Here is a 16,097-nt window from a genome sequence, read left to right as displayed (position 1 = left end):
GATCTTCTCGAAAACTTGAATTTGTCAGACTGAGCTTGTCGAAGTCCTCCTCACTTTATACTCGTCCGTCTGAGATTATAGAGGACAAATCGCCATCTTTACCAAATTCAGTATAATTTTTTGAATACTGCACTAGCTTATCCCAATCTTCATTTATTAATGCTTCTTTTTTCCTTCTGCTCCATCCTTTAATTTTTTTTTCTATCATAATAGCTTGTGTAGGATCAGTAAAGGATTCAAACCAAACTAAAACAACTGGTCTTTTGGAGTATGTATAAGAGTCTGTTTTTATTCCACTATTATGCTCGTATAATCTCCTGTCAATACTATTAGTTATCCCAGTATAATAGGAATCATCTTTACACTTGACAATATAAACATAATAAAGTCTCATCATTTTGATATCGATTAAAATTTAAACTTTCGCTTCGACAGATCTAGTGGTAGAATACGTTGTTCTATCTAATATACATCCTTATTCATACTTGTCCGTCTCAGCAGAACCTCCCCTGAGTTTTTATTGAAGAGTCGCAGATCTTCGCGAAAACTTGGATTTGTCAGACTGAGTTTGTCGAAGTCCTAATCAATTCACACTTCTCCGTCTGAGCAGAGCCTGCCCTGAGTTTTTATCGAAGAGTCGTAATCCTCCTCGATCTATACTTGTCAGACTGAGCTTGTCGAAGTCCTCCTCAACTTACACTTCTCCGTCTAACCAGAGTCTTCCCTGAGTCTTTTTCGAAGGGTCAAAGACCTTACTCCGTCAGACTGAGCTTGTCGAAGTCCCCCTCATTCAAAAAATCCCATTGATCTAAATCCCTATTCAAAACCTTCCCGACTACTTCTTGAAATCGCAGGGCGTCAATCCCAAACCCTTTTGGCTTTTTAGCTTCTAAGTCATCAAAAGTAATCACATGATTTTTAGGCAATTTTTTATTGACTGCCAATGATTTTTCGAAAATCTGTTTGAGTTCCGAAAAATTAGTATTGTTATTTTTATCAATAGGATTGGACAAGGCAGTTGCAACATTTTTGACGGCTAAAACTAAATCTTTGGTTTCCGCAATGGTTAAAGAAGCTTTGGCATCCGGACCAAAAAGCTGTCGGTCAAAAACAACATGAAATTCAAGAATACTGGCTCCCAAAGCCGTTGCTGCAATACAAGTTTCTATTCGGGCCGAATGATCTGAAAAACCAACTGGTACTTTATATCTTTCCTTTACCTCTTGAATAACATTCAAACCATAGTTTTCTGGCACTGTCGGATAGGCAGTCGTACATTGCAAAATAGAAAAATCAACTTGTCTTTCTTTCAGGAAATCAACGGTTTGATCTAATTCGGCATAGGAACTCATACCTGAAGACAAAATCACAGGTTTTCCAGTTTGTGCAATTTTTTCCAAAATCAAAAAATTAGTAACTTCACCGGAGCCTATTTTATAATATTTCACACCAATTTCTTCCAGCCAATCCACTGCTAAATTACTAAAAGGGGAACATATAAAGTCAAGCCCCACACTATCACAATGACGTTTGATACCTATCCATTGCGCTAAAGAAAAACCCATTCGTTTCCAATAATCAAAGCGGGTGTTGTCTTCTAATGAGAACTGTACTCGAAAAGGCTCGTGAACACTACTTTCCGCTTCAGCGATGTGCATTTGAAACTTTACGGCATCAACTCCCATCTCGGCAATTGCATCAATATACGAATATAAAATACCCAAACTGCCCTCATGTGCCTGACCGATTTCAGCTATAATATAGGGTGACGATTTTTTTAAAAACATGAATAGTTTTTTTATTTAAACAAAAATAGGTTTTATTTCCTTTTACCAAATTAATTTAGATAAATCCAAATTGTTTAATTTAATGAATAATCTTTTTTTAATTACAAAAAAATCATTTACAAAATCATTGCAAAGAATTAATTTGACAAAAAAGTTTATATTTGATAAAAAAATGAGAAGTACAATTGGTTGATTTCGCCAACAAAAAAACATTAAAATCCAAGCTAAAATTATAGAATCGTTGCAAAATGGATCAATGAGTGTTTGCCCATTCAAGTTGATGCAAATAAAATAGCAATGAATACTAAATAAATTCAAAATAATATATGATTACACAATATAGAGAAACCTACAAAAAAACAAACAATTCTATAAAAAGATCAGAATTAATATATCCTTTGACAAATAGAGGATTTTTCTCCGAGCTGAATAACCTAGCGCTTGCTGCTTTATACTGTATTGATAATAAAATAAAACTTAGACTTTACAGTGGCAAATGGGTTAGTGGCAAATGGGAAGATTATTTCAATCCAATATTTGAAGAGTATAAAGGAATAATTCCAATACCGCATGATATTTTTGTTAGAAAAAGAATAGAATCTTTTTATATGATTTATCATAAACATTATAAAAAAAGAAAAATATTACAAGATGATATTTGGAGTGACATGAGGAGAAAATCATTTATAAATAAACATTTTTTTTACCCTGAACTTGGCATAAACGGAGATATTTTCGAAGCAAAAAAGCAAATTTTTGATATAATCTTGGACTACAACCATGACACCACTAAAGAAATATTTTCACTAAACGAAACTGACCTTAAATTTGTTAAAGAAAGTTGCGGAATACATGTAAGAAGAGGAGACAAAGTAAAAGGAAACAATAACGAGGCCGAATCATTCGATATTGAATTTTATATTAATAAATCACAAGAATTTAAACCCGAAATTAAAAAATTTACTATTTGTACAGATGATAATGAAGTGCTAGAGAGTTTTAAAAAAAAATTTCCTGAATTTAATTATTTAAGTTTTTGCCCTTCAACTAGATTCGGATATTTTCAAAAAGAATATAACAATGCGAAAAAACATGAAAAAAGAACTGAAGTTATAAACATTTTAAAAGATGCATACCTGCTCTCTAGCTCTGAAATGTTTGTTGGTACATACTCTAGTAATATTTCACGATTTGTTACACTCATAAGAAACAATAAAGATTGCCATAGTCTTGATATACCTTGGACTCCCTTATAAAGATTATTTTTGAATTAGGTATTTCATCAACTTTTAAATACATAAACATATTGGATAATGCTTTTTTATTTATGATAAATAACCCTCTTACATTTTATTCGTAAAATTAATATTTTCTCGTTTCAATATTCTATCATTTTTCAATAGTGAACCTTCAAAGAATCAAAAATTCAAAGATTACTCTCATATGCTTGACGAATTTCGGCAATAATGCATCGTGATGATTTTTTTAAATACATATTATAAGTTTAGAGTTGAATATATTTCTGACGACAAAAATACTTTTTGTATAATAACTATACTTAATTTCGCTTCTGCTTTAGTATTTCAAACTATTTTTGGATAATTACAACTCGGGTACTTAATTAAGTATTTTAATTTAGTACTATTGGGTAAAATGTAAAGTAATAATCTTCAATTACTTAACGCTTTTTATAAAAAAAAAATTTATGAATAAGATACTTGAAAATATATTTGAAACAAAAAAATTTACAAATAGTAAAAATCAGACAATCTACATACATTCCGAAACAAGAAAAGAACAATGCGAATATTTACAAAATATAATAAAAACTAATAATTTTAAGAAATCTATTGAAATCGGATTTGCCTTTGGTATTTCTACATTTGCAATAACGGAAGAAATTGTAAATAATGGTGGTAGTCATCTTGTAATTGATAAATTTCAGCATTCAGATTGGAATAGCGATGGAATTGATTTAGTGAATCAGGCAGGATATACTGAAAAAATAGAATATTTCGAAGAATTTTGTTATGTTGTTTTACCATCACTTTTAGAAAAAGGAAGAAAATTTGATTTTGCTTACATTGACTCAACCAAACAATTTGACTGGTTACTTGTTAATTTTTTTTACATTGATAAACTATTAGAAATCAATGGCATGATTGTGTTTGATGATGTATCATTCCCAGGCATTAGAAAATTACTTAGATACATTTCCCAATTTCCTAATTATAAAGTTCATTCCCAAAATCCTAGTAACAATAGAATTTCACAATTAAGAAAATTAGCGAAATTCTTAAAATTATTACCTTATCATCACAAATTATTAAGTATAGAAATTCTTAAACCAGATTTTGATTTAGGTATTAATTCTCATTGCGTTGTTATACAAAAAATTAATAATGATACTCGAAACTGGGATTGGCATGTAAGTTTCTAAAACTTTGGGCTAGATAATTCTTTTAACTTTTTTAACACTTTAAGATCTACAGGTTTTCTAAACTTGATTAATTGGGGCAAATAAAGCACTATAATTACAATAGTTTGAAAATATATTTTAAAATAACTCCAATCATTAGTTGCGTATTTTTTAAAATTATGCCAAAACAATTTGGCAATTTTCATAACTGGAAAAGGATAGTAAACGAGATAATAATAAGTGACATTTTTCAATTGTTTCCCAAATCTAAAATAATTTGCGCCTGATTTTTTTCGCAATTCCATGTTGACACGATGATTCACGGCGATTCTATTGGTGTAAAGAATATCAAATCCTTTCGCTATGACTTCAATAGAAACACAAGATTCTTCTCCGTAAATGTCTACCCAAACAGGAAAGCCATTGGTAGCCTTATACACTTCATTTTTGATAGAAAAACCACAGCCAATAAAGTCATTACAATAGTACTCGTCTACTATTAATTTTTTATGAAATAGGGCTTCGGTATCAGAATTAAAAATACCTTTAATTTCTTGAAAAGCGAGAATGCCAGCAGTAGGATACTTTTTGAAAATAGTTTGTGTAAGATCTATGAAATTAGTTTGCAAAGGATGCGCATCATCATCCAAACCGATTAAATATGTTCCTTTAGCTTTTGGATAAAGTGCGTTTCTCGCACCTGAAGCACCAATTGATTTTTCAGAACCATCCCATATCACCCATTTAAATTGACTTTTTAAAAGTTCAGATCCGTCGCTGCACCCATCAAGAAAAACCAAAACTTCATGAATTGAAAAATTAATTAACTTTTCAAGTATGAGCAGTGTTTTTTCTAATTCTTGTTTTCTGTCTTTAGAAACGATTACAATGGAGGCTTGCATAAATTATTATCGTATTATACTTTTTACCAACTTAATTTTATTCATAAATTTTACTTCGCCAACAATCATTATCCAAACTAAAGGATCGTATCTACTGATCTGAGAACGCTTCCAATAATTCAAAATTTTTCTGGCTAATAAATAGCGAAAATCATTTCTGTCTTTTATGGACAAATCCATTTCTGTTTTATGATAGATAGTATTGAAAGCGGTTATTAATTTTTTAATTTTTAATTTAAATTCCTTTCCTGTTATAGCTATTTTACCAAAATACAATTCATAAATCTCTTGATCAAAAAATGGAATATCATAATATCTCCAATAACTGGATATAATGTTGGATCGTTCTTCAAGATGCCTCTTAATTTTCTCTAAAGAACGATGGTTACTATTTTCCAAAATACGATATTTCATGAGGTAATCAGGTAAATTAGCCATTGTTCCTATTTTAGAAATTCGAACCCATAGTTCCCAATCTTCACAAGTAGTAATTGTTTCATCATATCCTAAATTATAACTAGTAATAGTATGGCTTCTAAAAACAACTGAGGAGTGGCCAAAAGTAGCTGCAAAGAGCAAATAATATTTAATATACGCACTATCTGTTGGATATTGCCATCCTGCACTAGGATTTTGATTAATATCTTTCAACCAATATCCTTGCGTACCACAAAGTACTATTTCTCTATTTTTATTTAAAAAATCCAATTGTTTTTCAAAACGTTGAGGGTATGCCCAATCATCGGCATCCATCCTTGCAATGAATTCATAATGAGGAAGCAATTCGTCTAATCCTCTATTCAACGTTTTAGCGATACCAAAATTTGCAGCATTCTTGCGATAAAAAATACGGGGATCTCTATAAGAGGAAATAATTTCTTCAGTGTTATCTGTTGAACAATCGTCATAAACAAACAAATGAAAATCATCGAATGTTTGATTCAAAATAGAATCAATACTGGCTTTGATATAAGGGCCAGCGTTAAAAGCGGGTAGTAAAACAGCTAATTTTTTCATTTAATGATATTTCATAAAAGCAATAATAATCAGAAATTATTTTTTTAGATTAATAATGCTTTGTTTTAAATAATCAACCGACAGATACTCTTGCAGATCGCGTCTATTTAAAAGTAAATTCTCAGGATTTTCCTTCCATCGAGTATACAATTGTTCTATCAGTTTGCTGATTTTGGTAACATCATCCACTTCCGACCAATATTCATAATCAACACCCAATAACCTTTTTACTTCACTAAGATATGGAGCCAGTGAAAGAATCATTTTATTGGCTGCTACACAGTGAGGAAACTTAGCGGGCAGAAAGGGACTAATTTCTGATTTGGCTTCAATTATGATATTTACTGTCGCATTTTGTTGAATATTATACACGAGGTCAAAAGGAATAATTCCATCATGCACAAAAAGTTCCGGTACGTCTTTTTGATAATCTGACACCATTTTAGAATAACCTGCACAAGATCCTATCAAAAGAAGTCGCACTTCTTTTTTAGCTTCTGGATATCTCTCAAAAAACAATTTTAATCCCTCTATCAATCCTTTTGGGGAACGGGTATTTAATAGATTTCCAGCATGAAGCAAATTAAATTTTGAACTATCAAAATAGGATGGAAAAACGGTATTTTGAATTGTATATTTTGAATTTTGATGCGGGATAACAACCCCCGTTTTCATAAAACCAGGAAAATAACCGCCCATCCACTCCAGCAATAATTGGCTTGGAAAGGCACTGTGTTTTGCTTTTTCAGCAACTTCTTTAAAGAAGGCTTCCTTAAATTTATAACTGGGTTCCACCCATTGATAGGGTTGCGGATAAAAATGAAATGGATACGGATCATGAACATAAGCCATCCATTTATCATGCAATTGGGGCAATTTCAAAACAGCATAATGCGGTCTGAAACTACCTCCTTTACTTAATGTCAATACTAAATCCTGATCAAATGACAGCTTTTTTAAAGCTTTTAGAATGCTGTTTGTATCATTGAAAAAAGTAAAAGAAAACCCAAATAATTGCTCAAAAAAAGGAGCAAGATTTAGAGCCGAATTACGTTGAATAACCCTTTGCATGCGGCTTAAAAAATACAGAGGACTATATTTTATTTCTGGAATTGCATAACAAGAAACACCCTGTAACTGTATATTCCTTATTGTGTAATGATACACCAAAACCTCAAAGCCTGCTTCAACCAGATTGTTTATTAAAGCCACATTAGCTTTAGAACCGCTACTATCTTCAATATCGATGGAATCAACAACTACCAGTATCTTCATTTTGGTTTTGATTTAATAAAAAGGTCACAATTTTATGAGACGCATCACCCTGACCATATGGGTTTATTGGGTTTTTGAAGCCGGCAAAATAATCTAAAATCGCAACTATATTATCCTTTATTATTTGTTGCTCGGTCCCTACCAATATAGAGAATCCATCTATAACTCCCTCAGGTCTTTCTGAAACGGTTCGAGTTACAAGAACTGGTTTTCCTAATGTTGGCGCCTCTTCTTGAATACCACCCGAATCCGTTACTATCAAATAGGATTGTTGCATCAACCAAACAAAAGCAGGGTAGGAAACAGGGGGAACCAGATAAATATTGTCTTTATTCGCTAATTTTTCATAAACAACATCCTTGACATTTGGATTCAAATGTACTGGATATACAATAGCCACATCATCTCTTGCTGAAACGGATAAAAGGGCGTCGCAAAGATTTATAAAACCCTCCCCAAAATTCTCTCTACGGTGTCCCGTCACCAAGACTATTTTTTTATTGGCTGGCAGTATTTTTTTTAAATTTTCAATTTCCAGATGCGAATAGTGCTCGTCTTCAATTTTATCAATCGTCCACAATAGGGCATCAATAACCGTGTTGCCAGTTTCAACTATAGTAGCTTCAATAATTCCCTCTTTCAATAAATTTTGTGTAGCTGCAGCTGTGGGCGTAAAATGAATATCAGCTATTCTGCTGGTAAACTGTCTGTTGATTTCTTCAGGAAAGGGAGCGTTTTTATTATACGTTCGCAATCCAGCCTCCACATGCCCTACTTTTATAGCCAGGTGAAAAGCCGCTAAAGCCACCATAGCAGAAGTTGTGGTATCCCCATGAACCAAAACCAAATCTGGTTTTACGGCAGTAAGAACTTCATCTATTTTGGACAATATATTGGCACTTAAAATATTTAAGGTTTGATTATGCTGCATCAAATTTAAATCGTAGTCGGGTACTATATCGAAAAAATCCAATACCTGATCCAGCATCTCTCGATGTTGTGCCGTCACGCACACTTTCACATCTAAATTGTTTTTTTTCAATTCGTGGTAAAGCGGTGCCATTTTGATTGCTTCCGGACGTGTGCCAAAGCAAAGTAGAATTTGCATGGATTATTTTTTTATAATTCTTTTTTTTAATTTAGTGATTTTAAACCGCAATGGTAATACAAAATAAAATGATCTCCATTTAAAATAATCAAATCCCGTATATTCTAATTGTTTCATTAATTGATTAAATAAATCATATTCACTATATCCATGGGACATAGCAACAAAATAACGGATTATGGAATAGTTCAGTTGATTTTTTTCTTTAAGGTTTTTCATAACCAATAAAATAGCATCAATATTTGATTGTGTTCTTTTGGGATCTAATCTAAAATTTTGACCCGTCATAGAATTGCTATGTTTTCGTGCAAAAAATAATGTTTTATCAATGGATATTCCTGTTATTCCTGTGGATAAAATTCTGGAATACAATTCCCATTCTTCGGCATGTGATAAATATTCCGTGTACCTATTTTCTAGAAAGCATTCTTTTTTCCAAAGAACAGCACAAGAATTAAAAGGTAAGTCCTGATTCAACAAACTAAAAACATCCCTTTTATCAATAAAAAACGAAGTATAGTCTTTTGAATAATCATATTTATAATCAAATGTGTCATAAAAAACAGCTCTGATATACCTGCAAAAAGAAACGGCATTACGAGATAATTCTAAAACAGCTAACTCTAAATTTTGAGGATGCACAATATCATCATCATCGAAGAAAATAATATACTCCCCTTTGGCCAAATCCAATCCGTAATTGCGACAACCTGGCAAACCTTTCAAATAAACAGTAGGACGTTTTAACAATTGAAAACGTTTGTCTTGCTCTAAAACTAATGCAATAACTTCAGCGGTGTTATCAGTACCGCCATCATCAATAATCAAACATTCCCAATCGGTAAATACTTGATTTTTTATTGACTGCAATGTTTCAGATATAAAATCGGCCCTATTATAGGTCGCCATGATAATGGTTACTTGTGGGAATTGATTCATTTAAGTAATGCTTTAATCCATCGTAAAGGCTTTAAAATAGCTTCGCCAATTTTAAAATCTATTTGACTAATATTTTTTATTTTTTCCTTTTCTTGTTGTTTCGTCTTAGACAATAAATGACTTATGAACAAATCATAATGCGCAATATACAACTCCCGATGTTTAATATAAATATAGTGTAACAATTCATATTTTATTTTATTAGCTTTAGTCGATGTAGAATTTTCTTTAACTCGGTAATTAAAAAGTAATTCTGGAAGTACATAAGCACTTCTCCCTTCTTTTACCAATCGGATATAAAATTCCCAATCTTCAAAGCCTTTCCTCATATTTTCATCATAACCATTTATAGCTTGCCAATCTGACTTTTTAAACATTGCACTTCCCATAGCACAATTAGTCAGTAAAAAATTATTTAAGAATCCTCCATCAGGATAAAAAATATCAATAGAACCACTTGTATTAAACCTATTTACATTACAGGTTACAATGGCGATTTCCTCATTCTCCTGAAATTTACGAATTGCTTTTTCACAAAAAGAGATTTCAAAAAAATCATCAGAGTCAAGATTTAAAATATATTCGCCTTTAGCTTTTCTGATGCCATTATTACGCGCTATACTTTGACCCTGATTTTCCTGTGTAATTAATTCAGTAATTTTAGACTCCAATTTTTTTAGTACTGCTTTAGTTTCAGCATTGGAACCGTCGTCAATAACTATTATTTCTTTATTGGAATACGTTTGATTCAATGCCGAAGATACCGCTTGCTCTATATAATCGGCATCATTGTAACAGGAAATCACTATGGTTAATAATGAATTTTTATTATGACTATTATTCCCGTGCATATTTCATTATGTTATATCCTTTTTTAAAATAGCTTCCCAAAAATAAAGCGGTCATAAAAGCAAATCCTTTAGAAAAGGAATAGTATTTACAAATTAATTTGAAAGCTTCTTTCTTATAAGGTATCGTAACTTTTTCAGCTGCCAACATAAATGCATAGCGCATATATCCCGATAAAAACCAGCGAATTAATTTTATATCATTATAAATAACCAAATCTAGGGCAGTCTGAAATTTTAAGATTGCAATTATAGACCTATGATTGATATCATTTTCGCTATTCTTTAATGTTATAGTATCAACATGAATTCTTTTATGTGTAACTATCTGATTTACATAAGTTCCCTTTACAGATTGATGCAACATTTTTACAAAAAAATTATATTCATCTCCATCAGTAATATTCTCATTGAATTTTATATTTTCAACTATCTCTCGAGTTCCCAAAAAATCATCGGTTATCCACCCAATCCTCATTAAAGCAAGGTTTTCTGCTGTAATAATCACTTTATTTCTATCAAAATTATAAGTCTTTCCCAAGAATTCGTTGGTGTCATGATCAAAATTCAAAGTATCAGTCACTACAAAATCTAACGAATTATCAACTAAAGTATGGAACGCAGTCTCTAAATGATTGGGAAGCATGATATCATCGCTATCAAACCATTTTATATACGCTCCGGATGACTTTGTAAAACCAAAATTCCGACAGGCATTGGCTCCTTTTTTTAATTCCAGTGGTCGTTTATATGCTTGTATTCGTTTGTCTTTTGCCTGAAATTCCTTCATAACTAAAAAAGAATCGTCTGTACTTTGATCATCTATCAGAATACATTCCCAATTGGTAAAAGTCTGCTCAATGATGCTTTCAATAGTCATCGCCAATAAAGTATCACGGTTAAAAACGGGTATGATTATTGATATAGTGGGCAGCTGTGGGGTAATTTGCATATGTTTTAAGTATAAAAATAACTTATTGTTTTTTCAATTCTTTCGTAATACCTTTAATTCAATATTTCCTACTCTGGATGCAATATCAGAAAAAGAGCTCCAATAAGAACCATAAATATATTTAGTACTAGACAAACAATACAAATCTACAACGGCATCAATTACACCTCTTTCTAAATTCCTGTTTAAAACTTTTTTGTAAACAATTATTTTCGATTCAAATCTATTTAATAATTTTTGTTCTGTTTCCTTATCATCAGTTGCTAAAAAAAAATTAACATTACTGTTTTTATCTACTTCTTCTTCCATTTTAGATATAAATAATTCTATGGGGCTTTCTGCTATAGAATTAATATTATCTACTCTTCTAATATGAATTCCGATAGTGTTTTTATTAAATTTGGAAACTTGTCCATCAATTATTTTTTGTACTAATTGAGATGGCAAAAAAGATTTAAATTCATTATAATTATATCCAAATTCTTGACAAGTCCTTATATAAATGTTTTTATTTTTTTTTGCGATTTTATCTATTGCAATTTTATTTTTCCAAATTAAATTATAAAAATCAGTTTCATTTATACAATAACCTACACCTAATAATTTATTTTTAAAATAACCTTTTATTCTTCTATTTAAATTAGGATGATTCGTATGATGAACAAAAAAATCTTTTTCCCTTTTATCAATTATTGAAACAGCTTCTATCTGATTAAATAATATATCAAAGTTACAATTCAAATCTTCGTTCAAATTCCAAATTACTTCTAATTCCTGATTGGATTCTTTCATCAACCATATGCCAGAAGCAATAGTTCTCATTCTATTTGCTAATCCTCCTTGAGGTTCAAGTGTAATCATAAATTCACTATTCTTTTAGAATTTAAAAATATCAATAATCTTCTTGTAAACTTTAGAGATTGAAGAAAATCACGATTACTGATAAATAATAAAAATAGGTCAATCCAAAATGTAAAGTTAACTCTATCCTGTTTATAAATAATTTGTTCGTAATACAACAACAAATCATGTCGTTGGTCTCTTTTAAATTTTAGTAAATTTTTTATTAAAAATTCTTTAAAAAATTTAATTTTAATGTGCTCTTTAATCTCCGTTTTATAATTGTCTCTCGATATATTTTGATTACTCAATCTAAAGCTCAGATAAGATGAATTTATAGAATAAATTTCTTTAAATTCCGAAAATTCTAGCCAAGCTCTATCATCGGCATACCAAGCCAACTCATAATTATAAAACCCATATTTCTGGTAGGCTTTTTTTTTGAAAATATATTCAGACAATGAACTACGTGTTTGATTCTTAAATCGTCTGCAAAAGAAATCAGTTGATTTTTCTAGTTTGGGATGTGTGTGAAGTGCCGATACTTTTTGCTGCACCACATCATTTATGATGGAAGCAAATCGAATTACCTTACAATCATGACCCTCAATTTCGGGTAAACAAGTATAAAAATCAGCTATGCATGTATTGCTCAAAGTATCATCATCGCATAAAACCAAGAGCCATTCCTCTTCTCCAGTCAAAGCAATGCACCGATCCCATTGCTGTACTAAAGAAAGACTCCCCTGATTCTCTTCAAACCTATGATACATAAAATCAAACTGTCCTTTGTATTTTCCCAACAAAACCGAAGGATTTTCTGAACTTGCATCATCACCAATATATACCTTAAACCGTTTATCAGTTTGAATGGATAAAGATTGTAACGTTTCCTCAAAAAAAGTAAGCTTATAAAAAGGGATAACGATAGCCAGCATTATTTTTCTGGTTTAAAAAACGTTTTTAAATACCTTTTAAAATTTTGCTTTACACTATACAATTCCAGTTTAAACCTATGAATATGAATCCAAAATTGTTTGGCAACAGGCTTTTTATCACCTTCAACTATTCTACAAAGAATATCAAGCACACGTATATGTTCTTCCTCATGAGGTAATTTGTTAGTACTGAACGTTGGTTCCATTAACATTTTGATAGCCAGTTCATCATTATTGTCAATTTCAAGTATTCTATTTATTAATGCTTCTTGAGAATCAAAATCATTATGATTAATAAATCTACCGGAATTAAAATCTTCATTCACTAGCTCATTTCCCCAATAAATAGGAATAGAATCTGTGAAAATGGGTTCTAAAATTTTTTCGGTCGTATATCCAATCTGTTTTTTATTCTCAAAAGAAATTACAAATTTATAGTCTTTAATAAATTCAAGCTTATCTGCCACCTTTCCCCCAACATTATTAAGAATTCCTCCTCCTGAATCTACTCTTTTAATTTTAGAAAGATTTTTAAAAAAATCTAATCTTTCTGGCGAATCCCCGTTAGAAACGACCATACAACAAAACTTAGATTTTAAATTCCATATTGCCTTAGCCTCCTCTCTAGTTTTCAAAGCCATCACTTCCTCAAGCTTTCTATGATGATCAATGTACAAAGAATATAAAGGCAATCGAAAATGATTTTCTCTTTTATTAAAATCAAATGAAAAAGCAAAATCACATGCCATAAAATCAGGTCTTACATTCTCTCCAGCAAAAAAAATACGGGTACATTTATATTTTAAATACTCACGTCCGTAACAAGAATAAAATAAAATATCAGGATCATCATCTATTACAACTTTATACTTCTTTATTAACAAATTATAAAAATAATTATCTGTTTTATCTAAATTTGACCAAAAATCAACAAAGTTTACTTTAATTTCTCTCATGAAAATTTTTTCAATAGTAACGTTTTATTATCTAATTTTTTTTAGTGTAATTTGAGTTTAAGATTTTTAATCTTTTACTTAATAATAAATTTAAACTTTAAAATCAGCGCGCATATAAGGGATTATGCAATTATATGTTTTTTTAAATTTTGCTAAAACTCTCTTTTTTGTATTTCGATATATAAATTTATGTCTATGAATATATCTCCATAATTGTCTAGCAATTGGTTTTTCATTATTATTTATAATTTTGCATAGAATTTTAAGTACTTGCTTTTGCTCCTCTTGATGATTAACTTTATCTAAACTAAAGGTTGGTTCCATCAGCATATTTATAGCTAATTCATCATTTTGATCAATTTCTATTAATTTATTAATAAGTTCCTCTTCTGTATTGAAATTATGATGGTCAATAAATCTCTTACCATTAAAATCTTTATGAACCAATTTATTACCCCAATAAACCGGAATACAATCCTTAAAAAATGGCTGTACTATTTTTTCAGTAGTATACCCATCATGCCTACTATTTTCAAAAGAAATTACAAACTTATAGTCTTTAATAAATTCAAGTTTATCCGCTACCTTTCCCCCAACATTATTAAGAACTCCTCCTCCTGAATCTACCCTTTTAATTGCAGAAAGGTTTTTAAAAAAATTCAACCTTTCACTGGAATCTCCGTTCGAAACTACCATACAACAAAACTTGGATTTAGCACTCCAAATTCTTTTAGCTTCCGCTCTCGTTTTAATGGTTTGCAAATGTGCTAACATTTTATAATTATCTATAAAAAGAGAATATAATGGCAGCCTGAAATGATTTTTCCTTTTATTATAATCAAAAGAAAAAGCAAAATCACATGCTGAAAAATCGGGCCTGATGTTTTCTGCTGTATAAAATATTCTGGTACATTTATATTTTAAATATTCACTATTGTAACAGGAATAAAACAAGAATTCCGGATCATCATCTATAATCACCTTATACTCTTGAACCAATAAATTATAAAAATAATTATCCGTTTTATCGAAATCCGGCCAAAAATCGACAAAATTTATTTTAATTTCTTTCATAAAAATCTATCCCAATAATAATGTTTTTTAATAATTTAATATTGTTGTTACATAAGAATCCCTTAACTAATAACAAACACTTTAAACCCCATATCAGTTTGAATGGATAAAGAATGTTAATTGTAATATGGGATAATGATAAAGACTATTTTATTTAAAAAAATTTAATAAATAATGTTTAACCATTTTTTTAGAATCCATAAGAAGTAACATCTGTTTCTTATTTATTTTATATTTTGTAATAAAATCATCTATTGAATCAGAAGGTAAAAAATGCAGTTCTTGCCATATTTCTGGAACAATTGGATGTAAATTTTTAAAATTTAAATAATTTGAACTACTTAAATTTTTCCAAAAATTAAAATATTCTTGAGTATCGAAATCGTCTCGATGCCCCCAATTAGTAGTTTTAATTTTAATTTCCTCTTCAGTTCTAGCCCAAGATTGATGTATTACATTAATATTAGTAAAATGATTCTTTATCTTAGAATTGCTTCTTACTAATTCATATTTTGGATAATTTGTAATAAAAGGAAAGCTTTCATTATCCTCTATATAAAGATAGCCATTTGATATTTGTTTGTATAACGTAACTAATTTTCCTCTAAAAATTATTGGCGTTATTTTTGGAAAAATAGTCAAATACCAGTATTTATTTAAATATTTAGATACATATTTAAAATCATAAATATATTCGTCAACATCTACTTGCATTAGCCAACCTTTCCCCATTTTTTTTAACAACATATTACGTTCTCTTGTATCACATTCTAAGGGAGTAAGATTTGGTATATAAAAATTATCCTCATAAATGTGAATCTTCTTTTTAACATCTATCCTATTAATCTTTTCAAAAAAAGTTTCAGGAATCACAAAAGGATTTCCACTCCATGTTGTTCTATTCACATCTATTGCAAGATAAACACTGTCTACATAACTATATAATTCCTTCAAGGAAGTAAAAAGTAATTCAAAATCATATGAAATTAAATAACCTACTTTTATTTTAACCATTCTAATTTCTCAATTAATTATTAAACTA

At 30.2% G+C, this 16,097-nt stretch carries 16 protein-coding genes; 2 read left to right on the top strand and 14 right to left on the bottom strand.

The window, feature by feature from the left end; genetic code table 11:
* Positions 1 to 55: 55 nt before the first annotated feature.
* Positions 56 to 394, bottom strand: a complete 339-nt coding sequence (locus tag C4S35_RS15170; protein WP_104000994.1) for a GIY-YIG nuclease family protein — start codon at positions 392 to 394, stop codon at positions 56 to 58.
* Between the two features lie 358 nt (positions 395 to 752).
* Complete coding sequence (locus tag C4S35_RS15165; RefSeq protein WP_104000993.1) at positions 753 to 1,787, bottom strand: N-acetylneuraminate synthase family protein; 1,035 nt, start codon at positions 1,785 to 1,787, stop codon at positions 753 to 755.
* A 326-nt stretch (positions 1,788 to 2,113) separates the two neighbouring features.
* Here C4S35_RS15165 and C4S35_RS15160 point away from each other — a divergent pair, with 326 nt between their 5' ends.
* Positions 2,114 to 3,043 carry an O-fucosyltransferase family protein gene (locus C4S35_RS15160; protein ID WP_104000992.1) on the top strand — a complete coding sequence of 310 codons (930 nt, stop codon included), beginning with the start codon at positions 2,114 to 2,116 and terminating at the stop codon, positions 3,041 to 3,043.
* 449 nt (positions 3,044 to 3,492) lie between these two features.
* Entirely contained in the window at positions 3,493 to 4,227 is a 735-nt protein-coding gene (locus C4S35_RS15155) for a class I SAM-dependent methyltransferase (protein WP_104000991.1), read from the top strand.
* Here C4S35_RS15155 and C4S35_RS15150 read toward each other — a convergent pair.
* The 12 genes from C4S35_RS15150 to C4S35_RS15095 form a co-directional block, all read right to left on the bottom strand.
* A complete protein-coding gene (locus C4S35_RS15150; protein WP_104000990.1) occupies positions 4,224 to 5,108 on the bottom strand; it encodes a glycosyltransferase family 2 protein in 885 nt (294 codons plus the stop codon). The two genes, C4S35_RS15155 and C4S35_RS15150, sit on opposite strands and share 4 nt — an antisense overlap.
* Positions 5,109 to 5,114: 6 nt before the next feature.
* Positions 5,115 to 6,125, bottom strand: a complete 1,011-nt coding sequence (locus C4S35_RS15145) for a glycosyltransferase family 2 protein (protein WP_104000989.1) — start codon at positions 6,123 to 6,125, stop codon at positions 5,115 to 5,117.
* Between the two features lie 36 nt (positions 6,126 to 6,161).
* The gene (locus C4S35_RS15140; RefSeq protein WP_244175296.1) at positions 6,162 to 7,400 is read right to left on the bottom strand and encodes a glycosyltransferase family protein; all 1,239 of its coding nucleotides are present in this window, start codon (positions 7,398 to 7,400) and stop codon (positions 6,162 to 6,164) included.
* A complete protein-coding gene (gene wecB / locus C4S35_RS15135; protein WP_104000987.1) occupies positions 7,378 to 8,508 on the bottom strand; it encodes a non-hydrolyzing UDP-N-acetylglucosamine 2-epimerase in 1,131 nt (376 codons plus the stop codon). Before wecB ends, C4S35_RS15140 begins: the two co-directional genes overlap by 23 nt.
* Positions 8,509 to 8,511: 3 nt before the next feature.
* Positions 8,512 to 9,447 carry a glycosyltransferase family 2 protein gene (locus tag C4S35_RS15130; RefSeq protein ID WP_104000986.1) on the bottom strand — a complete coding sequence of 312 codons (936 nt, stop codon included), beginning with the start codon at positions 9,445 to 9,447 and terminating at the stop codon, positions 8,512 to 8,514.
* The gene (locus C4S35_RS15125) at positions 9,444 to 10,298 is read right to left on the bottom strand and encodes a glycosyltransferase (protein ID WP_104000985.1); all 855 of its coding nucleotides are present in this window, start codon (positions 10,296 to 10,298) and stop codon (positions 9,444 to 9,446) included. The genes C4S35_RS15130 and C4S35_RS15125 overlap by 4 nt, the downstream gene beginning before the upstream one ends.
* Complete coding sequence (locus C4S35_RS15120) at positions 10,285 to 11,247, bottom strand: glycosyltransferase family 2 protein (protein WP_104000984.1); 963 nt, start codon at positions 11,245 to 11,247, stop codon at positions 10,285 to 10,287. Before C4S35_RS15120 ends, C4S35_RS15125 begins: the two co-directional genes overlap by 14 nt.
* A 33-nt stretch (positions 11,248 to 11,280) precedes the next feature.
* Positions 11,281 to 12,108, bottom strand: coding sequence for an O-fucosyltransferase family protein (locus C4S35_RS15115; RefSeq protein WP_104000983.1), 828 nt, complete (start codon positions 12,106 to 12,108; stop codon positions 11,281 to 11,283).
* Positions 12,105 to 13,025, bottom strand: coding sequence for a glycosyltransferase family 2 protein (locus tag C4S35_RS15110; RefSeq protein WP_146059569.1), 921 nt, complete (start codon positions 13,023 to 13,025; stop codon positions 12,105 to 12,107). Before C4S35_RS15110 ends, C4S35_RS15115 begins: the two co-directional genes overlap by 4 nt.
* Positions 13,025 to 13,981, bottom strand: coding sequence for a glycosyltransferase family 10 domain-containing protein (locus tag C4S35_RS15105; protein WP_104000982.1), 957 nt, complete (start codon positions 13,979 to 13,981; stop codon positions 13,025 to 13,027). Before C4S35_RS15105 ends, C4S35_RS15110 begins: the two co-directional genes overlap by 1 nt.
* A gap of 90 nt (positions 13,982 to 14,071) precedes the next feature.
* Entirely contained in the window at positions 14,072 to 15,055 is a 984-nt protein-coding gene (locus tag C4S35_RS15100; protein WP_104000981.1) for a glycosyltransferase family 10 domain-containing protein, read from the bottom strand.
* A 150-nt stretch (positions 15,056 to 15,205) separates the two neighbouring features.
* On the bottom strand, positions 15,206 to 16,069 hold the full coding sequence (locus C4S35_RS15095) for a hypothetical protein (protein WP_104000980.1): 864 nt from the start codon (positions 16,067 to 16,069) through the stop codon (positions 15,206 to 15,208).
* Positions 16,070 to 16,097: the final 28 nt, after the last annotated feature.

This window comes from Flavobacterium urumqiense (assembly GCF_900108015.1).
GTDB classification, from domain to species: domain Bacteria; phylum Bacteroidota; class Bacteroidia; order Flavobacteriales; family Flavobacteriaceae; genus Flavobacterium; species Flavobacterium urumqiense.
The sequence above is the reverse complement of the archived record's forward strand: the minus strand, read 5'-3'. Positions and strand labels throughout refer to the sequence as shown.